General features: G+C 40.0%; 19 protein-coding genes and 1 tRNA gene. 7 read left to right on the top strand and 13 right to left on the bottom strand.

Annotated elements, in window-relative coordinates; genetic code table 11:
• Positions 1-7 precede the first annotated feature (7 nt).
• The 3 genes from H6H03_RS25720 to H6H03_RS25730 form a co-directional block, all read right to left on the bottom strand.
• Positions 8-3580: a hypothetical protein gene (locus H6H03_RS25720; protein WP_190957895.1), complete on the bottom strand. Its 3573-nt coding sequence runs from the start codon at positions 3578-3580 to the stop codon at positions 8-10.
• A gap of 713 nt (positions 3581-4293) precedes the next feature.
• Positions 4294-4815, bottom strand: coding sequence for a GNAT family N-acetyltransferase (locus tag H6H03_RS25725; RefSeq protein WP_190957896.1), 522 nt, complete (start codon positions 4813-4815; stop codon positions 4294-4296).
• Between the two features lie 211 nt (positions 4816-5026).
• The gene (locus H6H03_RS25730) at positions 5027-5842 is read right to left on the bottom strand and encodes a DUF1838 domain-containing protein (RefSeq protein ID WP_190957897.1); all 816 of its coding nucleotides are present in this window, start codon (positions 5840-5842) and stop codon (positions 5027-5029) included.
• A gap of 62 nt (positions 5843-5904) precedes the next feature.
• Here H6H03_RS25730 and H6H03_RS25735 point away from each other — a divergent pair, with 62 nt between their 5' ends.
• Complete coding sequence (locus H6H03_RS25735) at positions 5905-6216, top strand: hypothetical protein (protein ID WP_190957955.1); 312 nt, start codon at positions 5905-5907, stop codon at positions 6214-6216.
• Here H6H03_RS25735 and H6H03_RS25740 read toward each other — a convergent pair.
• The 4 genes from H6H03_RS25740 to H6H03_RS25755 form a co-directional block, all read right to left on the bottom strand.
• A complete protein-coding gene (locus H6H03_RS25740; protein ID WP_190957898.1) occupies positions 6114-7307 on the bottom strand; it encodes an AbrB family transcriptional regulator in 1194 nt (397 codons plus the stop codon). The genes H6H03_RS25735 and H6H03_RS25740 overlap by 103 nt on opposite strands.
• Before the next feature lie 451 nt (positions 7308-7758).
• Positions 7759-8094 (bottom strand): hypothetical protein, encoded by a 336-nt coding sequence (locus tag H6H03_RS25745; RefSeq protein ID WP_190957899.1) that lies wholly within the window; start codon positions 8092-8094, stop codon positions 7759-7761.
• 208 nt (positions 8095-8302) lie between these two features.
• Positions 8303-8668 (bottom strand): Lin0512 family protein, encoded by a 366-nt coding sequence (locus H6H03_RS25750; RefSeq protein WP_190957900.1) that lies wholly within the window; start codon positions 8666-8668, stop codon positions 8303-8305.
• A gap of 81 nt (positions 8669-8749) precedes the next feature.
• Positions 8750-9118 carry a cyclic nucleotide-binding domain-containing protein gene (locus H6H03_RS25755; RefSeq protein WP_190957901.1) on the bottom strand — a complete coding sequence of 123 codons (369 nt, stop codon included), beginning with the start codon at positions 9116-9118 and terminating at the stop codon, positions 8750-8752.
• A gap of 263 nt (positions 9119-9381) precedes the next feature.
• Between H6H03_RS25755 and trmFO the strand changes: the two genes are divergently transcribed.
• The 3 genes from trmFO to H6H03_RS25770 all read left to right on the top strand — a co-directional run bounded on the left by trmFO (position 9382) and on the right by H6H03_RS25770 (position 12353).
• A complete protein-coding gene (trmFO, locus tag H6H03_RS25760; RefSeq protein WP_190957902.1) occupies positions 9382-10704 on the top strand; it encodes an FADH(2)-oxidizing methylenetetrahydrofolate--tRNA-(uracil(54)-C(5))-methyltransferase TrmFO in 1323 nt (440 codons plus the stop codon).
• A gap of 397 nt (positions 10705-11101) precedes the next feature.
• A complete protein-coding gene (locus tag H6H03_RS25765) occupies positions 11102-12175 on the top strand; it encodes a class I SAM-dependent methyltransferase (protein WP_190957903.1) in 1074 nt (357 codons plus the stop codon).
• 4 nt (positions 12176-12179) lie between these two features.
• Entirely contained in the window at positions 12180-12353 is a 174-nt protein-coding gene (locus H6H03_RS25770) for a hypothetical protein (RefSeq protein WP_190957904.1), read from the top strand.
• Between the two features lie 54 nt (positions 12354-12407).
• On the opposite strand, the gene H6H03_RS25775 is transcribed toward H6H03_RS25770, so the two are convergent.
• Entirely contained in the window at positions 12408-12701 is a 294-nt protein-coding gene (locus tag H6H03_RS25775; RefSeq protein ID WP_190957905.1) for a hypothetical protein, read from the bottom strand.
• 210 nt (positions 12702-12911) lie between these two features.
• On the opposite strand from H6H03_RS25775, the gene H6H03_RS25780 reads away from it, so the two are divergent.
• Both H6H03_RS25780 and H6H03_RS25785 read left to right on the top strand, forming a co-directional pair.
• The gene (locus H6H03_RS25780; RefSeq protein ID WP_190957906.1) at positions 12912-15584 is read left to right on the top strand and encodes a beta strand repeat-containing protein; all 2673 of its coding nucleotides are present in this window, start codon (positions 12912-12914) and stop codon (positions 15582-15584) included.
• 585 nt (positions 15585-16169) lie between these two features.
• Positions 16170-16976, top strand: coding sequence for a hypothetical protein (locus H6H03_RS25785; RefSeq protein WP_190957907.1), 807 nt, complete (start codon positions 16170-16172; stop codon positions 16974-16976).
• Positions 16977-17124: 148 nt separating this feature from the next.
• Here the strand turns inward: H6H03_RS25785 and H6H03_RS25790 are convergent, their stop codons facing one another.
• The 5 genes from H6H03_RS25790 to H6H03_RS25810 form a co-directional block, all read right to left on the bottom strand.
• Positions 17125-18102: a hypothetical protein gene (locus H6H03_RS25790; protein ID WP_190957908.1), complete on the bottom strand. Its 978-nt coding sequence runs from the start codon at positions 18100-18102 to the stop codon at positions 17125-17127.
• A gap of 129 nt (positions 18103-18231) precedes the next feature.
• Positions 18232-19455 carry an MFS transporter gene (locus tag H6H03_RS25795; protein ID WP_190957909.1) on the bottom strand — a complete coding sequence of 408 codons (1224 nt, stop codon included), beginning with the start codon at positions 19453-19455 and terminating at the stop codon, positions 18232-18234.
• Positions 19456-21010: 1555 nt separating this feature from the next.
• A tRNA-Arg gene (locus H6H03_RS25800) sits at positions 21011-21083 on the bottom strand.
• 47 nt (positions 21084-21130) lie between these two features.
• Positions 21131-22318, bottom strand: coding sequence for a murein hydrolase activator EnvC family protein (locus H6H03_RS25805; protein ID WP_190957910.1), 1188 nt, complete (start codon positions 22316-22318; stop codon positions 21131-21133).
• A gap of 60 nt (positions 22319-22378) precedes the next feature.
• Positions 22379-23140 carry an alpha/beta fold hydrolase gene (locus tag H6H03_RS25810; RefSeq protein ID WP_190957911.1) on the bottom strand — a complete coding sequence of 254 codons (762 nt, stop codon included), beginning with the start codon at positions 23138-23140 and terminating at the stop codon, positions 22379-22381.
• Positions 23141-23221: 81 nt separating this feature from the next.
• On the opposite strand from H6H03_RS25810, the gene H6H03_RS25815 reads away from it, so the two are divergent.
• Positions 23222-23620, top strand: a complete 399-nt coding sequence (locus H6H03_RS25815; protein ID WP_190957912.1) for a nuclease A inhibitor family protein — start codon at positions 23222-23224, stop codon at positions 23618-23620.
• Positions 23621-23690: the final 70 nt, after the last annotated feature.

Below are 23690 nucleotides of genomic sequence, written 5' to 3' on the forward strand. Positions count from 1 at the left end.
GTTACGCTTATTTGCTTTCTGGTAACTGGGGCGCTTGCATGGGAGGCAAGTGAGCAGGATTCGCTGAAAGTGGTTTGAACGGCTGGAAGGTGTTGATATCTACACAAACAGTACTATCTAACTTGGTTCTTAGTTCAGAACTGAAAGTAACTAACTGTTCTACTAAAGCTTGTCGATCTGTTAAGCATCCTTTGATAGCCATGAGTTCGCCTAAAGTCCACTCATAAAGATGTCTATCAGAGTTGTTAATGATTACAGTTAGTTCGTTTCTGATTCTCAAGATTTGGTTGAGCAGTTCATCCACCTTAATGTTAATCATGTTAGCAACTCGCAGGTTAAATGACTCGCGATCGCCGATGATATTAATCAGTTCATCAACATACTGTCCTACCAAGGTGATAAATGACTGATTCCACTCGTTGCGGAGGTTATCAACTTTAATATCTATATCTTTGTAGACATTACTAATCTTGTTGTTGATTTCATTGCTGTTCACAACGAAGTTCAGAATCTTGTTGTTGATTTCTGCACTGTTGATGACAACAGTTTCAATCTTTTGATGAATTTGGGAATTCTCAACCAAGAGGTTTTGAATCTTCTGAGTCATTTGCTCATTATCAAAGATTTGCTCAATGACAATATTGTTGTTGGTTACATTAGTCTGTAAGCGTTGGTCAACGTACTGATTTAATGTCTCATTGTTGTTGATAATGTTTTGAGTTATGAGACTGACATAGTTGTGCAATTTTTGTTCGTAGGTATTATCAATTTGCTGACTTACGTACTCATTAATGACTGTATTATTCTCAGTGATTTTCTGAGTAATTAATTGCTTAAATTCTTCTTTTGCACCAACAATTTCTATCAGTTCATTCACTCGCTCTCTAACTAAACCGATGAATGATTGTTTCCATTCGTTACGGATGTGTTCTAGTTTGTTGTTAATTTTAGTACTGTTGGCAACGATATTCACAATATTGTGGTTAACTTCTGTGTTGTTATTAACAACCTGTTGTAAGTGGTGCTCAAAGTACTGGTTGAAAACTTCATTATTATTGATGATGTTTTGGGTAATCACTTGAATGTGATTTTGGATGTTTTGATTAAAGCTCCGATCAATTTGCTTGTTAACATACTGATTTAGCTCAGTATTATTATTGATGATGCTTTGGGTTAGCTGATTGATGTTGTTACGGATGTTCTGCTCAAAGTTTTGTCCGATTTGCTTGTTAACATACTGATTTAGCTCAGTGTTGTTATTGATGATGTTCTGAGTCAAGAGACTAATGTTTTTGCGTATATTTTGTTCAAAGATGCTATCAATTTGCTGATTGACAATTTGGCTAATTTCCTGACGATTAACAACAACGTTACGTATTCTTTGTTCAAAGATTTGGTCTACGTATTGGGTAATTTGCTGGTTAACTCTATTTGATATTTCAACGTTAATCTTATCTTCCAGCATTCGCTCTAGATAACTAGACCAACCTTGTAGATACTGGTTTAAGCTAAACTCTATTTGCTGTTGATAAGCATCCATTGAAAATCTAACTTTCGCAACTTCTACAGATAGGTTCTTGAAGTGCTTTTCGTAGTTTTTCAGCAACCATTGTTCTAGCTGATCCCAGTACTTAGCTTCTAGGGCGACATCGGCTTTATCCACTATTTTTATAGAAGCATTAATCTGCTGTAACTGTTCCTCCCACTTTTTCTTAAATTCTTCTTCATTAAGACGGAAGGTGAATTGTGTAGAGGTAGCACCATTTTGAAATGCTGCTACACTAGTTTGGTTAGATGCACTATTACTTTGACTAGTGCTGACATTATGATAAGTGACACTAGTGCGAGATTCGTTGATAACACTTTTTCCTTGCTGTTTATATCTTTCAGTTATTTCAGCTGCCTGTACTGGCTCTATTGCCAAAATAATTTGTCCTTCGTTATCTTCTTTGTAGGTGTCAATAAATAACCCGGTTAATGTAGTTTTTTCTTTGACTTCTAAAACTACTTCATCTTTCAAACCGTTTAATGAAACCCAAGTTTCTTCAACTTCAATACCAGTCACTTTTGTAATAAATTTGCCTCCTTTGACTAAAATAATAGCCCAAGGTTCTATATCAAATTTTTTGTTATCTGACCAATAACTGGCATTACCTTCACGAATTTTAATTCGATAATTACCAGGGTTCAATTCAATGAGATTACTTCCTAATTGGCCAAGACTAGATAAATAGTTTTCATCTAGTAAATAACAATTCTTTTTACTGTCTACTGTTAAACTTACAGGACTAAAAAATGGCTTACTGCTGGTAATTAACAAGTCAATTGAACCGCCATTATCTTCATTGCTAAAATCAAAGAACAAGGCACTGATAACTGTTCTTTCTTTGACTTCTAATGTCAATTTATCGTTATATCCATTTAAAGTTGTCCATGTTGAACCTACTTCAAATCCTGTATTTTTGTTGATAAAAGTGGTGTTGTTATCGCCGTAAATCCAGAGTAAGACAAAAGGTTCTCCTGTGGTTTTTGTCTTGCTATAGGTATACTTACCCCCACTAATTCTAACCTCAAAAGTGCCTTTCTCAAAGGTAAAAGCACTTGCAACTTTCTGTTGCAAATGATTCATTTGGCTAGCATCAATAACATAACAATTTGTTTTGGTATCGATTGTTAAAGTACTCATGAATTCCTCTTTTTTGCTAGTTTTAATGACTTGGGATACTTGAGAAACCTTGATATTTTCTGATTTTTTGCCTGGGTTTAATTGTGAAGTAGTTACGCTTACTCCTGCTGTTCTTTGTGCATAAATAGCCATACCTGCCCAACGACTGATAGGATCAGTCATGGCTATTAAGGTTCCTTTACCGGTTTTGATATCTATCCGGATTAACTGACCGTCTTTACCTAATTGAAAGAAGTTGCCTGTGACTCCATACAGTATTCCATCTACAAATTCAATACTGGCAACATCGGGAAAGCCTATATCACCAATAATATTGACCTTGCCTGTATCTAAGTTGCAGGTTGCTAACAACTTCTTCTTGTCGTAACCAATCAATGTTATGTAAGCTTTACCCTCTGCATCGAAAGCAACTTCACTACAGTTGTGGTCTTTATCGGCGACTGTAAAGGCTAGCTTACCTTTTCCGGTTTTGATATCAATGGTAATCAGTTGTTTGGCAGTTGTAGCGTAGAGTGTCTGACGCTGGTGATTGTATGCTAAGCCTACTGTGGCAAAGCCAACATTACCAATTGAGACTGCATCCCCTGTATTGAAGTCTATTTTGACTAATGTTGTTTTATTGCCTTCTACATCTAGTCCGTATAGTTCATCCCCTACAAAAGCAATGTCAGATACTTCTGTAACTATCTCGCCAACTAAACTAGCTTTACCTGTGGCTAAATCTAGAGTGTAAAGTTTGCTTAATTCATTGATTACACAATCTTGGATATAAACTTTCCCTGGCTTAAGTTCCATAGACTTATTTGTCCTCATTTTCGGTGTGGTGCGACTCCCGCAGATAACTTTTTCTAAAACTGCACTAAAACCACTGATGATGAAATTAATTAATTTCATACTTGTAAAAATTTAGTAATTATCAATTCAAACATCTATAAAATCGCAAAAAATCAGCTAGATTTTATAATTTTTACAATAAAATAACTTGATTTTTAGAGATACAAATTAATGAAATACATACAAAGACTTAGTTTTTTAACTCCTACCTAAATCAATACACAAATTGAGTATTCATAGGAAATAAAAATATATCTGGTATGACCTCCAGATAATGCTGCTTTGTTTATATATTCTTAGTCTCGGCTTTTTTTAGGACTTTTTGCTACTTCTCAATCAATTTTAGCGATCGCTTTGAGCAATCCCTTCCGCCCATATTATTCCTTGCTCGTTTAAAATTGCTTATTTAATTAATCAACTATAGTCATTGTCGATCGCAATTTAATACCCCAAAAGATGGAACATAAATTCTACCTTTTGTCTGTAAGATTGCATATTTGTAAACTAAAATAGTTATCTAAAATACGAGGTCAAAATCCTCAGCAACAGCACAATCGCCGATTTGCACTACATCATCCAGATAGCAATGGGGTGGACTGATTGGTATTAGGGGGGATCGGGGTTTCAAGCTTCAGTGCGTAAGTCTTGATTAAGATGGGCAATTATAGCAGGTAACAAGCAAAAAAAGTCTCTTGATGTCTCGGTTTTACGATAGGCTTATGTCCTAACCTAACTGGCAACTGCTATAACTTGAATTTCGCGATCGCCAAACTTTAAATCAACCCGCTTCGCGTGTCCGTCCAACCGTAAGCAACCTCAACCAATTGCACATTGCCAATCTCGATTTGCTTTTGGTTCACCTGCTGACCACCAAGACTTTGATAAAAGCTGGAAGCGGTATTATCGGCTAAAACCCAGACTAACATCGAACTTATATCTGACTGGAGTAGCCTTGTTGCGATGGTGGAAATCAGGCGATGTCCTAAACCTTGGCGTTGGTACTCCTCCAGAATATAGATAGCGTACAACTCTCCTTGATAAAGGCGATCGCCTGTCCTCTCTTGACCTCCACTGGCAAAACCAACAATTTGCCCAATTTCATTTTCAGCAACATAGGTAAAATTACACTCAGCTATGTTGCTGAAAATTTTTACCCACATTTCTTGTCTTGCCTCATAGGATAAATCTGCTAGAAACTTTGCTGGCATTAAGTTCCTGTAGGTTGTTCGCCAAGCATCTACATGCACTTTAGCGATGCCAGGTGCATCGGCTAAGTTGGCTTCTCTAATCAACATAAGCTATCTCTTGGCAAGAGTTGGATATTTATTTGAAGCTGATTTAGTGACTTCCAAATAAAAAAATATCCCACTGTTCACAGTCAACAGTCAACAGTCATCAGCCAGTAGTTGTTTTTATTTCTGATACCAAGTTGCAATCATATGTAGTATTTCTCCCCCTGCCTGCCAAAACTAATATTTTTGAAGGCAACTCGGTATGAGATCTCCCTTATAATTCTTCTGGTTGGGGAAGTGGGAAGATTTCACCAGCTAAGTAAGCCTGAAAATGTTTTTGGAAGTACAACCAAGAAGTCATATCTTCGCCATCGAGAAAGCCTTTTGGCGCTTGTTTATATAAAGGAATCCGGTTATTAATTTCGTCTTGCAGGAATGGAGGCAGTTCTTTTATGCCATTGATTTTACTACCAAAAGCACTGTAGATAAGTTGACCGGGGCGATCGCCCATTTTCATCCAAGGGAGCCATTGACCAATTCTATCCCAACTCAGTTTAAGTTCAGAAACTGAGGAAAGTGCTGGATTGAATAAATCTGCCGTTGGCACAGTTAATTTAAATAATTCTGCTGCTTGATAAATTGGATGTGGGCTGTATTCGGCAAACTTGGGATCGTCTGCTAAGGGATTGGGGTAATAAGGGAATATATCAAAAATGAAGGTTGTGCTGTCACCATCCACTTGTGCGGGAAAATTTCCCTTAAATATGCCTTGCACGGGATTATTCGCAACATGGATAACTGGAACTGTCTCCCCTGTCCAAGGATTTTCCCATTTGGTTAAGACTTCCTCTGTTTGTGGATTTAGGTAGTAAGTTAGTTCCCTAGAAGTAAAATCCCAGCTACCTTCTTCTGTAGGAATACACCTGCTAACACTCAATCCGAATATTTTAAACAAAAGTTGTCTTTTCTCACCGGGGATCAGAGCGTAGATTTTACCTTTCCAGATTAGGAAAGTGGATTCGCTAGGGTCGAGAGAAGAACGAGTTTTCACCCAGTGCTGCGCTTCAAGTTCTTGGATTTGAGCAACCATCTAAAACATCCTTTGTGTCTGGATAACAAAAGGATAAGCGAATTTGTCATTAGTTATTAGGTATGGGGCAAGCAGGAGGGGTGGGAGGTGTGGGAGGTGTGGGAGGTGTGGGAGGTGTGGGAGGTGTGGGAGGTGTGGGAGGTGTGGGAGGTGTGGGAGGGGTGGGAGGTGTGGGAGGTGTGGGAGGATGGGGAAGAAATCTTTCCCCCCACACTCCCCCATCTCCCCACACTCCCCACACTCCCCTATCTCCCCAGTCCCCAGTCCCCAATCACCAGTCCTTAATCGCTGAATCAAGTTGCTTATCCAGACAGCTAAATAAATACACCCAAAAAGGTAAAGAACTGTTAATCGCAATTAATCGTACTAAATGACCAGTTGTGACGATTTCAACATTATGATTGAGTGCCAGGGAAACTAGGATCATTTCTGCTGAGCCTCCTGGTGCTGTGACTAAAAGACACGTTAACCAGTCCCAAGAGGTTAATTGCATGGCAAGTATAGCAGCGATCGCTCCAGTTGCGAGGGTCATTGTTACAGATATCAAAGCATAGCCGACAGTCCGCTTGGTAAAGTTGGGTTTGTCTCCCCAATACTCACCAATAGTGATTCCCAGCAGCATTTGACCGAATAAGTTAACTAAAGGCGGTGGAGTAAAGCTAATATCACTCACAAAAGGCAGCGAATTGAGCAAAGGATTAAACCCGATACCAATTAACAATGCACCAAAAAAATCGCCAGCCGGAATTTTGAAAAATATAGCTGGATAAACTACTAATGCAGTAATTACAAGTAGTAATAAGAGTAATCCTAGTTGAGATGGATCGAAATTGAGCAAAGCACTTTTGACAGGTAGTGTTTGCATCCAGGAATTACCAACTAATGTTCTAGCGATGAAGGGAAACAGAAAAACTACTGAGGTAACGCGAATTGCTTGAACTAAAGCAACCAAGCTCACATCTTTATTGTAATCTGCTGCGATCGCTGCCATAATTCCCACACCACCTGGAACCGTAGCCAGCATTGCTGTCAATAAATTGGTTTTGCTAAGGCGGGAGTAAATGTAACCAATGCAACTACCGCTCAGTAACAGAAACAACGTGAGAAAAATAAAGATGGGAATACCAGAAGCAATACTAGCTAAATTAGCGTGAGCATTGGAAGCTCCGACGGTTAAGCCTACAAGTGCCATTCCCACTTTTCTGGCAATGCGGTTAGGTTTGGGAGAATATTCATAGAAAATTCGACATCCTTGGAGAACTACTGTACCAGCTGCAATCCCAGCAAATATCCAAGCAATCCCACCAATGTGAAACTTTGCTAAACCTATACCCATAGGCAGTGCTAAAAGTATTTCCAGGGTAAGAACAATTGATTGTTTTACAAATAATTGTTGCTTGGTAACAGTAGAATTTTTATGGATGTGTTCTTCTAGGTTGGGAGCAACACTAAGGCTTTGATTCATCGATATAAGCTTTTTTATTAATTTAATCTAATTTAGAAAAATAATGCGACAGATATTCGATGTCAGATTATTTATCATTGAGTATACGTAATAACCGGGGTAGTAGATATCGATATCTAAGAAAGTATCGAATAACTAAACGAGTTGGAGCAAATAAAAAAGAATGTGACATATGTTAAATGTAACAGAGTTAGCATTCTGGGTGTGTAGTGACAGTCTTGCATATCTATAATCCAAGAAAATTTTCAGGAATTGGAGGAGTTAGTTCACCAGGAGAGCCAAGGCTTCCTTCTAAAATTGTCTAACTCATTAATTCCCAATTCTGCTGTATTTATACTTGTATAGGTTGGGGAATGCTTCCATTCAACCCAACCTATTTTCCTACTTTTGTTGTTAACTGAATTCAGAATTCTGTTAGCGTAGGGAGACGTAGCCGATTCTGAATTCTGCTTTAATCTTCATCAAGCGCCGGGAAAACTTCCTCAAATTGCCACAATCTATCTTTATTTTCAACGAACCAAATACGAGTTTCTGGAGTTAATTTACTCCAGATGTCTTCAGCAGGAATATGAGGAGATGCATATTGGTACTGCTGACCAAGTGATTTCAGATTGTCAGCTACATGAGTGGGAATTCCGAATTGTTCCCAGTCTATTTTTATATTTCTGCCCGAAACTCCCGCTGTGGGATCGTAAATCAATTGTGCAGATCTGACTAAATCAGCAAAGTGTTTCGGTTTGAGTTTGGTGATTTCCTGAAGGAGTGATTCGTTATGTTCTGGAGACATTTTACTAGCAGCGGTGAAGAGTAGTAGTGTATTCAATCAGTCAACAGTTGAACAGTTGTTTACTTACAAATCGTAAAACTGTTCGCGAATAACTGTTGTCCATTGTGAGATCGCCATAACTGATTTTTGAACTTACTGCCAGAGATTTGTATCCCAATGTTTCTAGCTTAGCGCTTTTATTAATTAAATCTTGCAGCTTTGACCTCAGCTAGTCATTTTCGATCAGAACTGTAACAGCTGCGATCGCAATCAACATTTCGTCATTTTGATCGTTGAGTTCAGGAATTGCTCGTCCTTGAACTACCATCCCCCCAGATTCTACTGTCAGGGTTTTTTGACCAAATGGTAGTACGGCTAGTACTTCCTCTTGGCGAACTTTTTCTGGGTATGGTACTGCTACTTGCACTTCCACAATCATTTCATTGGGATGACTCAAACCAGCGACTTCCCAAACACCAGGTAAAGCATTATGAGCGATCGCATTGCGTACCGCCCTAGATGCTGCTACTGTTGGTTCTTGTCCATGCTGATCTACTCCCATCCCCATTTCAATTATCAATCGTTTACGCACCATTCCAACCTCCGGCAAATCCCAACTCTTGTACAGACGCGATTCATCGCGTCTCTACTCCCAACTCCCTCATCCAGAAAGTACTTAGAGCATATGCAATAACTTACTCAGACGCTCTGAATAACTTTTCATCACCTTGATGGCAAACATCGGTGTTTCTTGAACGGCAAAGAGAAACGCTTTTTCATCAAGGAAAGCAAGTTTGCAGTCCGTTTTGGCAATAGCGGTGTAAGTTCTATTTTTTATCCCTACAAGTATGCCCACACCAAAAACTTCACCTGTATCAATGGTTTCTACAACCTTACCATTAACTGATATATCTACTTGCCCTTCCACAATGCCGTACATGCTATCACCAGTCTCTCCTTGTTCAAAGATGACTTCGCCTGGTGAAAATACTTTAGGATTGGGTTGTTTTTGAAATATACCGACTGTAACTACAGGACTTAGCATTAGAGCAACCCCAAAATTTTTAGTTTTTGAATGAAACCTTTAGATAGGCATCATGAGAACCCAAAAAAGTATACTACTTTCTGTTGGTTAACTCCAATTTCCGCAATATTTATAGTTGGTTAAATATTCGTTAAGGCAATAGGCAATAGGCAAAGAAAGTATCTTAGTATCTGGGTTTTACGGTAAAGTTATGTCCTCAACTATGCTTCCAATCGATTTTAATTGATAACTTAATATAGTTCGGTCAACTGGAAAATATAACTATGGAAAAACAACCGATACAAGTAATTGGAGGTGGATTAGCTGGAACAGAAGCAGCTTGGCAAATAGCCCAAGCTGGAGTGCCGGTGATTTTATATGAAATGCGTCCAAAGCGCTTTAGTCCTGCTCACCACACGGAACATTTGGCAGAATTAGTGTGTAGTAATTCCTTTGGAGCAATGGCAAGCGATCGCGCCGCCGGATTGTTGCACGAAGAATTACGTCAGCTTGGTTCTATCGTCATTCAAAAAGCTGATGAACACGCCGTTCCTGCCGGTGGGGCGCTAGCTGTAGACAGGGGACAATTTGGCCAAGACTTGACTCAAACTCTATCGAGTCATCCTTTAATTGAATTCCGACGTGGTGAAGTGCAAGCTATTCCTGAAGGAATTGTAGTTTTGGCAACCGGGCCTTTAACCAGTCCTGATTTGGCAGAAGATTTGCGCCGCTTTACAGGCATGGAATACCTCAGCTTTTTTGATGCCGCTAGCCCGATTATTGTGGGAGACTCCATTAACCGTGACATTGCCTTCATGGCATCGCGTTATGATAAAGGTGAAGCTGCTTATCTCAACTGCCCAATGAATAAAGAGCAGTATTTGAGGTTCCGAGAAGAACTCTGCAAAGCCGAACAAACAGAACTCAAAGATTTTGAACGCGAAACAGCGAAATTTTTTGAAGCCTGTCTACCCATTGAAGAACTAGCACAGCGGGGAGAAGACACCATGCGCTATGGCCCGCTTAAACCAGTGGGTTTATCAGATAGTCGCACAGCGGAACGTCCTTATGCTGTAGTGCAATTGCGCCAAGAAGATAAAGCTGGGCAACTTTGGAACATGGTAGGATTCCAAACTAATTTGCGCTGGGGCGAACAAAAACGCATATTTCAACTAATTCCTGGTTTAGAAAAAGCCGAATTTGTGCGCTTGGGAGTGATGCACCGCAATACCTTTATTAATGCTCCTCAGTTAATGCATCCTACTTTGCAATTTAAAGCACGTCCAACTTTGTTAGCAGCTGGGCAGTTAATTGGTACAGAGGGCTACACCGCAGCCGCAGCCAGTGGTTGCTTGGCGGGAATTAATGCAGCACGGCTGGCTTTGGGTAAAGAACCGTTGACTTTGCCAGCAACAACAATGATGGGGGCGCTATTTGAATTTATCAGTTCTGCTTCGCCCAAACATTTCCAACCAATGCCGCCCAACTTTGGGATTTTTCCCGAACTGGGTGTGAAAATCAAAAATAAACAAGAGCGTTATGGACATTATCGCGATCGCTCTTTAGCTGACTTAGAAAATTGGAAAGCTGATAGTGTTGACTCTTGAGTGTTGACTGTTGAGTGAGGAGTTATTATTCTCTTCTCTACTCCCCCATTGCATGTAACTGAGTATTAGTTATAGGAATAGGGAATGGGCAATAGGAAATTAATTGCTATTGCCTATTGCCTCAAAGCTTTGGTTTGCCTCAGATTTAAAACCATCGAAACTAGCCATGTCTAAATAATTCGTCATTCGTGAATTATGAATTATGAATGATGAATTATAAATTATTTGGTCATAGGTAAGATTAGAACTGTTGTTAATTGATACACTCTTAAAAAAATGCGACATACCATACTTTTGTTGTGAATTGTATTGAAAGCAGTTTTACAAACTTTGTGTGGATCGCTTAAATCTAAATGCAGCAAATAACAGTGTATTAATACTCAAAAAGGAGGATATTATGGCGCTTGAAATCTTTGACCAAACCAAAGCAGAAACATTTGCGATGAGGATGCTGAATATTATCAATAACGGTGCATTGGCGCTGATGATTTCTATTGGGCATCGTACCAAACTCTTTGATACTTTAGCAGAACTTTCACCCTCTACAAGTCAACAAATTGCTGATGCAGCAGGCTTAAACGAACGCTATGTGCGGGAATGGCTGGGGGCAATGGTGACTGGGAATTTTGTTGAATATAATCCACAAGAAAAAACTTATTACTTGCCTAGAGAACATGCTGCATTCTTAACACGATTAGCCCCTGCGGATAACATTGCTCCCTTTACTCAATTTATATCGGTGTTAGGAACAGTTGAAGACCAGATTGTAGATTGTTTCCACAAAGGCGGAGGCGTACCCTACTCACAATATAAACGTTTCCATGAAGTGATGGCGGAAGATAGCAATCAAACTGTGGTGGCTGCTTTAGAGGAACATATTTTGCCGCTGATTTCTGGTTTAACAGAAGCCCTACAACAAGGAATTGATGTGCTGGATGTAGGTTGCGGTAGTGGTCGTGCCCTCAACAAGCTAGCACACCTGTTTCCTAACAGTCGCTTTACAGGATATGATTTATCCCAAGAAGCGATCGCCACTGCCTCTACTGAAGCCCAGCAAAGAGGACTCACCAATATTCAATTTCAAGTTAAGGATGCTGCTACATTCGACGAAGTAGAGAAATACGACTTGATTACTACCTTTGATGCGGTGCATGACCAAGCAAGACCTGATGTTGTATTACAAAATATTTATAATGCCCTGCGTCCCAATGGTATTTACCTGATGCAAGACATCCACGCCTCAACTGATGTGAATGGCAATCTGGAACATCCTGTTGCCCCTTTTCTGTACACCATCTCTTGTATGCATTGTATGACAGTATCCCTAGCAGCTGGCGGTATGGGACTGGGAGCCATGTGGGGACGAGAAAAAGCAGTGGAAATGCTGAGTGAAGCTGGCTTCACTAGTGTGGAGATCCGGCAACTGGCTCACGATCTACACAATGACTACTACATTACCAAAAAGAAGTAAACCAATGTGCCAACTTTGTAATGTGCTGAATCGATTAGGCGAGCGCACCAAGAATTATCCATCTTTACCTACTACCAGTCAATTCTCTGCTGCGGTGAAAATTGAGCGCTTACCCCAAACAGCATCTGATGACTCTCAGCCAAACAACACAGTAATGGTTAGGAACTCCAAAAAATAAATTATTCCACTTCAAGTCGTTGACTGTTGACTGTTGACTGTGAACTGCCAACGGTCAACAGTGAACAATAGCAATGGGATATTTTTTTACTTGGAAGTCCCTTAATCTCCCAATGGCAGTAATTATACGGCAGTTACGCTGTGAGTGGATATTCAGTGCGATCGCAGCACAACAAGCTTGTAGTATGCTCGTTATTTCTTGCAGATCAAATTCGGATTCCAGCAAAAATCCGGCAGTATAGCAGTTGCCAGCTAGGTTAGGACATAAATTGATGGTGCGATCGTCAAACCCCAACACCAGCAAACTTTTAACCCTGTTGCCTATTGCCTGTTTCCATTTATACAACAACTATTTTTCTTTATATACAAATTAAATAAGTAAAAACCGCAGGTTTTTAATGTTAAAGAGTGTAACTTCACGAAAGCTTTAACTTGTTAAAGGTATATTTACGGTTATTTAAGTATTTTTAACCAGAAATTAATTCCTTTTTGTCTTGTAATATGCAAGTATTACATTGAGCGAATCTACTCGCTCCATCAAACCCAAAAGGTATACATTATGGCGACTATTGCTGGTACTCCTAACAACGATTTTTTGTCGGGTACTGATAGTGACGATCAGATTTTTGGAGTTGGGGGTAACGATAACATCTCTGGTAATCAGGGAAGTGACCTAATCGATGGTGGACAAGGTAATGACACGCTATTTGGTAATGGCGGTAACGACATATTTCGGGCTAGTCAAGGAAATGACAGCATTGATGGTGGTGATGGTCTTGACGTAGCAGACTATAGTTATTCAAATAGAAGCATCACACTCTCAGGTGTGGGCACAATTACCAAGTCTGGTGGATTTGGTACAGACCAAGTATTTAAGGTAGAAACAGTTATTGCTGATGCCGATGTTGCCAACAACACCATAGATGCATCTGGTTCTTTGCCTGGAGTATCCGCCACTGCTGATCTAGAAAATCAAATTATCTCTGCCAATAACGTTCCTGGTTTGGGGACATTAACATTTAATGTCGTCAACTTTGACAATGTTATCGGTACAAATGTCGCTGACAGCATTAAAGGCGATGGACAAGCTAACCAATTATTTGGTAACGCTGGTAATGACACTATTGATGGTAGAGGTGGTGACGACCTAATTGATGGTGGAAACGGTAATGACAACCTAGCAGGTGGTACCGGCAATGACACTTTCAAAGGCGGCCAGGGTAATGACAGCATTAATGGTGGTGATGGTAGTGACACCGCAGATTACAGCAAGTTGGGTAAAACCATCACTCTCTCAGGTGTCGGCACAATTACAAAAGCTGGCGCACTCGGACAAGACCAAGTATTTAAAGTAGAAACAGTTATTGCGGATGCTAGTGTTGCTAACAACACCATAGATGCATCTGCCTCTTTGCCTGGAGTATCCGCCACTGCTGACCTACAAGCCCAAACTATCTCTGCTAATAACGTTCCTGGTTTGGGGACATTAACATTTAATGTCATCAACTTTGACAATGTTATCGGCACAAATATTGCTGACAGCATTAAAGGCGATGGACAAAATAACCAATTATTTGGCAACGCCGGCAATGACACCATTGATGGTAGAGGTGGTAACGACCTAATTGATGGTGGAGACGGCAATGACGACCTAGCAGGTGGTACAGGCAATGACACCTTCAAAGGCGGCCAGGGTAACGACAGCATTAATGGTGGTGATGGTACTGACACCGTAGACTACGGCAAGCTAGGTCAAAGCATTACCCTCTCAGGTGTTGGCACAGTTACAAAAGCTGGCGGACTCGGACAAGACCAAGTATTTAAAGTTGAAAAGGTTATTGCTGATGCTAACGTTGCTGACAACAACATAGATGCATCTGCATCTTTGCCTGGGGTATCTATCAACGTTAATCTGCAAGCTCAAACTATCTCTGCTAATAATGTTCCTGGTTTGGGGACATTAACATTTAATGTAGTCAACTTTGATAATGTCATCGGTACTGAGGCCAGTGATATCATTGCTGGTGACAACCAAAGTAACCAATTGTCCGGCAACGGCGGCAACGACATATTTAAGGCCAGCCGTGGTAACGACTCCATTGATGGTGGTAATGGCATTGATACCGCAGACTACAGCAAGCTAGGTAAAACTATTACCCTCTCAGGTGTTGGTACAGTTACAAAAGCTGGTGGATTTGGTACAGACCAAGTATTTAAGGTAGAAACAGTTATTGCTGATGCTAGTGTTGCTAATAACACTATAGATGCATCTGGCTCTTTGCCTGGAGTATCCGCCGCTGCTGACCTAGAAGCCCAAACTATCTCTGCCCTTAACGTTCCTGGTTTGGGGACATTAACATTTAATGTGGTCAACTTTGACAATGTTAAAGGCACCAATATCGCTGACAGTATTAGAGGCGATGGACAAACTAACCAATTATTTGGTAACGCTGGTAATGACACCATTGATGGTAAAGGTGGTGACGACCTCATTGATGGTGGAAGCGGTACTGACAACTTAACAGGTGGTGCAGGTGATGACACCTTCAAGGGCAGCCAGGGTAATGACAGCATCGATGGTGGCGATGGCATTGATACCGCAGATTACAGCAAGCTAGGTCAAAGCATTACTCTCTCAGGTGTTGGCACAATTACAAAAGCTGGCGGATTTGGAAAAGACGAACTCTTTAATGTTGAAACCATCGTCGCTAATGCTAGCGTTGCTAACAACACCATAGATGCATCTGCCTCTTTGCCTGGGGTATCTATCACTGTTGACCTGCAAAATCAAAGTTTGGCTGCCAATAACGTTCCTGGTTTGGGGACATTGCCATTTACTGTAATCAACTTTGACAATGTTACAGGCACAAACGCCAGTGACAGCATTACTGGGGATGGACAAAATAACCAATTGTTCGGCAATGATGGCAATGACACTATCTCCGGTGGCTTTGGTAATGACACTCTCTCTGGCGGCAAAGGTGACGATAGTCTCGTAGGTGGCTTTGGTGCAGATAAGTTTTTCTTCGCTAGTGTCAGTGACGGCCTTGATACAATCAAAGATTACAACTTTGGTCAGAGCGACAAAATCCAAATTTCTAAAGTAGGATTTGGTACTAATAGCCTTGCTGACTTTTTCTACGATAACTCTAGCGGTAATTTGTCTTTCCTGGGAACTCAATTCGCGTTCCTAGAAAACGCTGCACCCAGTATCAGTATTGAGTTGGTCTAAAAAGTGATACAGTGGCGAGGCGATCGCAAGTTAAAACTTTTTGTTGTAGAAGTACTGGTTAGTACTTTATCAATATCAAATTGAGAGTCCTACAAACACGAGTAATTGTGTTTGTATTTCAGATTCAAAGTTGTGTTGCAAAAAAGACGTTTGGCTAGAAAGTATGAATTCCCTCAACTTTCATCAGCCAAACTTCAAAAAGTTTTTGCAACGCAATCACTTAGTATTAATAGTTACGAAATATTTAGTTTTCACCTGTTTACAGATTCAAGCAAAGACAGATGTGATTAATCCCATCTGTACAAAATGGTGTAGTTGAATTATTTGAAAAAAGCTGTAATGTTTGTAAGTCAATGCAATAAGATTACACAGCAGTTATTATACTGTCCTCAAAGCTGATATTCTTTATCAACCTGCTATTTGCTGTAACTTTTGATTTTAGATAAAACTTCAATATTTTCACCATATCCTGTAAGATAAATTCATCACTATAAATCAGAATTTTGTGTATATTAAAAAACAACTCTAAATTAGAGACAATACTGCTTTGTTCATTTGAATATCAAAAATTGAGGAGTAAGCCTAGTGGCAGTTAAGTTAAATCAATTATTGAAGTTTCCAATCAAATATTTACCAGCAATTACAGCTTTAATAACTCTTTTTTCGTTACCAGTTAAAGCGGCTACATTTTTAGTAACCGATCGCACTACTTTTGGAGGTAATGATGAACTTGATTGGGTAAGTTTAGGTAAAGTATTCCAATTCAATCCCATCACTAATGAGATTTCTGGTCTTTTACCTAACTCCTTTTCAGCAACATCCCAAGGTGGTTTAGGGTTGGATGTAGATATAGCTCCAACTAATAATCCTTTAATTACCAAACCATTTGTCTTCCAAACTTTACCTCCTCCTGGTATTCGGACTAACTTCGCCCAAGGTGACTACGTTCTCTTCGGAGGTATAGACGTAACAGGTTTTGGGCCTAATGCCTCTTTTCCCACTGACGGGAACGGCGGGCCTTTCACCATTACTTTTGACAAGCCTGTTTTTGGTGCTGGAACTCAAATAGCTGTAGACGATCGCTTTACATTCGATGCATTTGTCTCAGCTTATGATATTAACAATAATCTTTTAGGTACTTTCTCAGCCCAAGGCACTTCCTCACTACTGTTGGATAATTCTGCACTTTTCTTGGGCGTTCGTAGTGATGAGGCAAACATCTCACGACTCGTTTTTAGTAGTTCTTTTCCCCAACAAGGTTTGGCTATCAATAAGGTCAGCATTATTGGAGTTCCCGAACCAGCTTCTACCTTGGCAATATTAATTTTTGGTGTTTCCGGTGGAGTTTTGAAACTACGGCAACGCATTAGAGTTTCTACGGCCTCGAAATAGCTTTAATAAAAAGCTTAGGAACTTCCAAATACAAAAATATCCTACTATTTCTTGTGGGGTGGGCATCTCGCCCACCCTTAATTATGGCAAACAAGATGTTCAAACCTATTGCCTATTGCCTATTGCCTGTTGCCTGTTGGCTGCTATATTAAGTCTTCACAGGTAAACGAGAAATTGTCCATAAAAACAGCACAAATATGAAGTAAATTACACCAACTAACCCAAACTCAATTAAAGGAATATAGGTTACTTCGTAAATTCTGCCTAAGCCACGTTCAGTCAATGTATAAACGGCTAGCACACTCACTAAAAAAGCTGCGTAGATAATGCGTTTAGTCCAGATACCGACAGGTAAACCGTGGAGTTGGGTAATTACCAAAATGCCAATAAAACCAAAAAGAAATGTTGGCCATTTGGTCTGTCCCAGCATCCAAGACACAACTACACTGTGTAAAAGTACCATAATTTCCAAACTAAATGTCCACCAACGGTTGACATGGGTGCGGTTAAAAATCAACGATGATTGGAGCAGCAGCAAAAACATATAGAGAAAACCAATTAAGTGCCCCGAAGTCGCTTCCATTGGATGGTACCAAAAGGTGTAGATAGCGGCGAAGGAGAAAAAGTAGCCGTGGTACAGCTTGATAATTTGCAAAAACTGTCGATGAAATGGGACAGGATTACCAAAAAACAAACCGCGCCGAGGTGTTTCTAAAATCAGTACGAAGACTAGTAAAAGTACGACCGCGCCTTGGGAAGCCCAAATTGAAGTATCTTGAGCCAGAGCATCGTACCAAATATATGTCTGGATAAAATGCAAAGCTATAAACGTAAGATTAATACCAAGCATCAAGTAATTAATTGGGTGCAAGGCTGATTTGTATTTCAGCCGCGTTTGCTGCGCCCACCAGATACACCCCCAGATGCTAAACTGATGCCCAAGATACATACCCCAAGCCGTGGCTCGACTCCAAAAAGTTGGGTTGGGAAGCTTCCAGTAGTACCAATTTAATCCTTGGTCAGGAAGTTTGGTGATGCTTGCAGGAATGCTCCCACCCAGCCAAATTCCGTAGGTGATGAGAATACTGACAAAGATGCCTATAAACAATACTCGGCGACCAATCATACTGATTTTGAATTTTAGATTTTAGATTTTAGATTTGCGATTAAAAAAATTGATACCCAAGCTGTTGGCAAGAATTATTCAGCTTGGGTATCAAAATCTTCTGAATTGTAAATTGTGAATTCTAAATTCTTACCTAGCGACACGTTCTACTTTTGGTTGAGATGCACTTTTAGTTACCCGCAAACTCAAAGTTAAAGCTAACAGAATTACTAATGAGCCACTCAAGAAAGGAGCAGAACTCCCAAAATTCATAAAGCTAGCCCCTGCCCAGGTAGGCCCGCCGATACGGGCTAATGCGGAGGAAGAATTGGCAATTCCTAATATTTGTCCTTGTTCTTCTGGGGCTGCCATCTGAGAAATCAAGCTGGTCAATATTGGTTGGCTGATACTAATTCCCCATGCCACAAGTGCGGTAGCAATTAACAATAAAATTAAGCTTTGCGAAAATCCAATTAGTAGCAATCCTAAACCTAATCCAAATATCCCCAAGAAAAGTAACTTGATTTCACCCAAATGTTTTTTGAGGAATCCAATGAGTCCTCCTTGAATGATTGTACTTACAATCCCCATGAAGGCAAAAAGATAGCTAGTTTGTTGAGGGCCCCAGTTTAATTCTTGTTTAGACCATAAAGCCAATGTAGAGTCCATAGCTGCAACAGCAAAGGTCACTAAAAAGTAGATACCAATGAGGATACACAACTGTGGACGCCTGGATAGTTGTAGCCAGTTCAACTTTGGTTGATAGTATTGATGAGCTTGGATTTTAGCTTTGATCTCAGAATTTAGGGATTCTGGAAGTAATATCAAAGCACAAACTAATGCTAATAAAGATAATCCACCTGCGAACAAGGACGGTAGATGAAAGTTAGCATTGTTGGGATCGGAGCCTGTGAGAATACCTCCAATAGCTGGGCCGAGGATAAAGCCAAGACCAAAAGCCGCTCCGATTGCGCCCATACCACGAGCTCGATTTGCTGGAGTGGTAATATCTGCTATGTAGGCTTGAGCAGTGGCAATATTCCCTGCCATCATCCCGGCAAAACCACGAGCAATAAACAACATCCATAATGAGTTGGCAATGCCTAACCCTATGTATGCAATTACAGAACCTGATAAAGTGAGTAATAAAATCCCACGGCGACCGTAGCGATCGCTAAAACCACCCCATAATGGTGCAAATAGGAACTGCATTAAAGAATAAATAGCTACAAGTAGAGTGGCTTCATTTGGATTTGCGCCAAATTCTTGAGCATATAAAGGCAGTATCGGTAGGATAATTCCAAAGCCAAGTAAGTCTATAAATACAGTCAAAAATAAGACAAATATAGCTTTGCCATTATTTTTATTCTCCATAGGTGCAATTCCCTTTGATAAAAATATCTGTAACTTTAATTAGTTTTCTCGACATCAGGGAACGCTTGTTAATCAAGACTCATTCGAGCCAACCGATAATCAATTCAACCAAATTTGTCGAATTTGAACGTGGTTGAGCCAAATTGCGTGGAACAAACCTACTATAAAAATCAAACCAATAATACTACTAATGCAAGCAACTATTATCTCGTGCTTACGTATAGCTTTTTGTATCTTCGCGTCTATGATGTCTTCTAAATCTTTGTATGTCATTTAGTTTAATTTGGCTTCAAGTAAGAATGATGTTTGGACTTATGTATTTATATTAAGCTGGAGTATGCACGAAACCTCTAACTTATCTGCCTAATTAGTAACAAGCTATTAGAGCTTATTACTAATTAAGCTTATTACCAATTCTTGAAGAAAGGTATACAGATAAATGAAAATAAGAATGAGGAAAGGCGTGAATTATATGGGAAGTTTATACAAAATAGTATTTTAAGATAGTTTGACACGAGTGAAACAATATTAGACTAACAGAAAACATAACCAGGAAAATAATACAAATTAACTTCAACTAAAAATTTTGGCATTTAACATGCCTAGAACCTTATTGCTTGACGCAAGGTTCTTATATTACAGGACGCTCTACCTGTAAAATCTATACGCTACGAAGTTATGATAATACATTTTGCAAAATCTAGATAGTAGGTTTGTGATTTTTTTTATTCATAATGGCTAACCGATGTAATTAAAACTACAGTCTGTAGCATAAGTGTTGTTGCTTAATACATATTGAATTACTGGAAAAGTTTTTTATCAAAGAATAATCAATAGCAATAATTTCTTGAAACAGATTAGCTGGAGCTATGGCTAATCATCAAAAGAGCTTTTCCAGTTACAGGATAACTACATACAGATTCAAGAAATTGATAATTTGGGTTAACAGCTTGTTATAGAAACAATAACATCCAGCAAAATTAGTGAATTCAAGCTTTCCAGGGCATCAGCCGACGGAACTCAGAATTAAAACAGGCTTTATCCATGACTTTGAGACTTATTTTGTGTACTTCACTTTCTGGGAAATCCGTTGTTTATTTAAGCTTTCGTTAAGCGGTTTTTATGGGCTGGCCTTTTTCCAGGTCGTCCGAAACAACTCATAGTTATAAAACTCCCCGACTTTTTATTTGAGCGTTTGAGAGACTTTACTGTTTACCTGGCTTAATTAAATCAAAAATGGATAAAGTCAAGGTAAAAGGATGTTTTAAAAATACTGCCTGAGGCTTCCAAAGCTTTAAATTCCTCCCACTCTCCTCGTTGTTTGAGAAAACCCAAACTGTGAGTTATCGCTACAGATATGATTAAAAGTAGCAGGTACAATTAAATGTATTAATACGTATTACAAAGTTCTGACTTTAGATATGGGGTTGTTCCCTTGTTTACTTGTCCTGTTCGCTGATGATTAGGAGCTAGCCAAACAAGCATGACAAATAGTAAAATTTAGGGGCACAACATGTTGTGCCCCTACAATTATTTGTACTTTTCTTAATTTCAACGAGCGCGGAGGGATTTGAACCCCCGACCCACAGAACCGGAATCTGTTGCTCTATCCACTGAGCCACGCGCCCTTAGTCTTCTGCATTATAGCACAGATGCGATCGCATTTCCTCTCGGATTAAAGATAATCGGCTGGATTAACGGGCGAACCATTACGGCGTACTTCAAAGTGGAGGTGGGGCCCAGTCGATAAACCTGTGGAACCAACAGCAGCGATCGCTTGTCCTCGTTCGACTCCTTGTCCCTCTGTAACATACAACTCGCTGGTATGACCGTAGAGTGTAGTAATGCCTTTGCCGTGGTCGATGATTACAGCTCTGCCATAACCACCATACCACCCAGCAAAAATTACCGTGCCCGAATCGGCTGCCCGAATTGTACTACCATAGCTAGCAGCAAAATCCAGACCGGCGTGAAAGCGACGATAGCCGAGAACTGGGTGCATCCGCCAGCCAAAGGGACTACTAGTAGGAGCATCGCTAGGATAGGCAAACATCCCAGTTCCTTGAATGATGATACTTGTGCGGCTATTGGTTTTTGCTTGTGCTGCTGCTACCTTTTGCTGAATTAAGACTTCCAAATATTTGGATTCTCTTTCTAGCTGATTTTGCGCTGCTTCCAAGGCGAGGCGATCGCTATTGAGGCGTTGAATCAATTCTGATTGTGATTCCGCCTGGGTTTGATAATCGGCTTTTTGTGCTAATAGCTGTTCGCGAATCAAAGCAATTTCGTTTTTTTGCTCCTCTACTTCGGTTTTTTGCTGATTTATAGAGTTTGCTTGGGCGTTGAGTTTTACCAAAATTTGTTGGTCTGCTTGATAGACTAACTTCAATTGATGACGGCGGCTGATAAAGTCACTGATATTTTGACTTTGCAGCAAAACAGCCCATCCTTGACTAGCTGGCGATCGCTGGAGATAGCGCAATCGTGCTACTGTTGCTACTTGACGAGTTTCGTAAGAACGTTGGGCTACAGCTAAATCATTTTCCAACTGTTGCAAACGTTGGCTAGCCAGTTGTAATCGCGATTCACTCTCTTGAATATAGCTATCGGTGGTTTGTAGATTTTGCTTTAAACCAGTCAGGTGTTGTTGCGCCTGTTGCTGAAGATTTGTTAAGCGATCACGTTCGTTAACCACACTCCGATGCTGCTGATTCATTTGTTGCTGTTGTTGGCGTAGCATATCAATAGACTCTGTAGAATTGGCGTGTACTGGAATCAAAGCCAAACAAAGCCAACAAATACAGCTAAATGCAACAGATAAACCCCAAAAAATCTGCTTTTTTTCTAGAAATCGCGCTCTCATAGTGTGAGACTAACCAAAACGATGCTTTCATACACTATGAGGATTATTCCCAAAATCTGATTAATTCACTCTACTAGGGCGATCGTTAGTTAATACTGAGGCCAGGTGAGCAGGACGAGATAAATGTGGGCAATGTCCCCCAGGCAGTTCTATGGCATCAACTCCCAAGCGCTTGCGTGCAGCGTAGCGCGACCATGCAGGAGAGATTATCAGGTCATCAGTACAAAAAATATATTTATAATCTACATTTGGTAAAGCCTTCAAAGGATTGACTTCATAAATATATGCCATTGATTGCTGCGAACGTCTTTTTGAAAGTGCCCAACGCATTACATCCGGTTGACAATCTTGATAGAAAACTTCCATCAATACTGCTTCATCCGCAAAGTTTTTACCCGCAGAAACTGGATTAAACATATAAGGTTCATCATCGAATTGTTCGAGTTCACGCGACTGTTTTGCTTGGTAATTTAATGATTTGAGGCTATCAGAATCGAGATGATGAGAAAATTGGTCAATGGTACTGCTTCCTGGGCATGGAATAAGGGCGGTAAGGAATACCAGTTGACGTACTTGATGGGCTTCTGCCACAAGGGGAATCACTGTACCAGCCATTGAGTGACCAACCAGCACAATATCATCATCAGTTTTTGGAAGTGCTTGCAATACTACATCCGCGAATTGCGATAAACTTGCAGATGCATCTTCAATTGGCAAATCCATTGCTACCGTTTTGTGACCTTGCGCTTCTAAGTAAGGAATTAACAAATCCCAACACCAAGCGCCTTGGAAAGCACCATGAACTAGACAAAAAAGACTCATAGCGATTTAAGGTAAGTTTTCTAATGCGTGCTTATCTTATACCTTACATCACCATAAAAAGTTATCAACAACTAAAAGCTAATGACTAATGAAATAGCTGGAATTTTAAAACAATCTTCTGCTGATTTGTTAATGATGAGTGAGTCAGACTACCCTTTTGAGGTTGTTTTCTGGACTGGCCCAGTTGACAGTCTGACAACTCAAAAACTACTCCAGTTAACAAATCATCCATCAGATTCGCAGGTTGAGGAAGTAGGTTTAGATTATTTCTTTCGGAATTGCGCCTATGAAAAAGAATGGCACGACGACCAACAGAAAGAGAATGTCAAAAAATTTCAAACCCTTGTACAGACACTTAGAAATAACCTTAATGAAATCAAAGTTTATCGCATAGGTACGATAAATATTGATGTCTACATTCTCGGCAAAACATCATCTGGAGATTTAGCAGGTCTTTCGACTAAAGTTGTAGAAACCTAGCAGTTAATTGTTAATTCGTAATACTTGTCTGTGGCGAGTATTACGAATTAACAATTATGTTTAAAGCTGT

This window comes from Nostoc paludosum FACHB-159 (assembly GCF_014698835.1).
GTDB classification, from domain to species: Bacteria; Cyanobacteriota; Cyanobacteriia; order Cyanobacteriales; family Nostocaceae; genus Nostoc; species Nostoc paludosum.

Bases quoted from the DNA above. Each gene is read 5' to 3' on its own strand.
- H6H03_RS25720 (WP_190957895.1), bottom strand. From the start codon at position 3,580: ATGAAATTAATTAATTTCATCATCAGTGGTTTTAGTGCAGTTTTAGAA.
- H6H03_RS25725 (WP_190957896.1), bottom strand. From the start codon at position 4,815: ATGTTGATTAGAGAAGCCAACTTAGCCGATGCACCTGGCATCGCTAAA.
- H6H03_RS25730 (WP_190957897.1), bottom strand. From the start codon at position 5,842: ATGGTTGCTCAAATCCAAGAACTTGAAGCGCAGCACTGGGTGAAAACT.
- H6H03_RS25735 (WP_190957955.1), top strand. From the start codon at position 5,905: ATGGGGCAAGCAGGAGGGGTGGGAGGTGTGGGAGGTGTGGGAGGTGTG.
- H6H03_RS25740 (WP_190957898.1), bottom strand. From the start codon at position 7,307: ATGAATCAAAGCCTTAGTGTTGCTCCCAACCTAGAAGAACACATCCAT.
- H6H03_RS25745 (WP_190957899.1), bottom strand. From the start codon at position 8,094: ATGTCTCCAGAACATAACGAATCACTCCTTCAGGAAATCACCAAACTC.
- H6H03_RS25750 (WP_190957900.1), bottom strand. From the start codon at position 8,668: ATGGTGCGTAAACGATTGATAATTGAAATGGGGATGGGAGTAGATCAG.
- H6H03_RS25755 (WP_190957901.1), bottom strand. From the start codon at position 9,118: ATGCTAAGTCCTGTAGTTACAGTCGGTATATTTCAAAAACAACCCAAT.
- trmFO (WP_190957902.1), top strand. From the start codon at position 9,382: ATGGAAAAACAACCGATACAAGTAATTGGAGGTGGATTAGCTGGAACA.
- H6H03_RS25765 (WP_190957903.1), top strand. From the start codon at position 11,102: ATGGCGCTTGAAATCTTTGACCAAACCAAAGCAGAAACATTTGCGATG.
- H6H03_RS25770 (WP_190957904.1), top strand. From the start codon at position 12,180: ATGTGCCAACTTTGTAATGTGCTGAATCGATTAGGCGAGCGCACCAAG.
- H6H03_RS25780 (WP_190957906.1), top strand. From the start codon at position 12,912: ATGGCGACTATTGCTGGTACTCCTAACAACGATTTTTTGTCGGGTACT.
- H6H03_RS25790 (WP_190957908.1), bottom strand. From the start codon at position 18,102: ATGATTGGTCGCCGAGTATTGTTTATAGGCATCTTTGTCAGTATTCTC.
- H6H03_RS25795 (WP_190957909.1), bottom strand. From the start codon at position 19,455: ATGGAGAATAAAAATAATGGCAAAGCTATATTTGTCTTATTTTTGACT.
- H6H03_RS25805 (WP_190957910.1), bottom strand. From the start codon at position 22,318: ATGAGAGCGCGATTTCTAGAAAAAAAGCAGATTTTTTGGGGTTTATCT.
- H6H03_RS25810 (WP_190957911.1), bottom strand. From the start codon at position 23,140: ATGAGTCTTTTTTGTCTAGTTCATGGTGCTTTCCAAGGCGCTTGGTGT.
- H6H03_RS25815 (WP_190957912.1), top strand. From the start codon at position 23,222: ATGACTAATGAAATAGCTGGAATTTTAAAACAATCTTCTGCTGATTTG.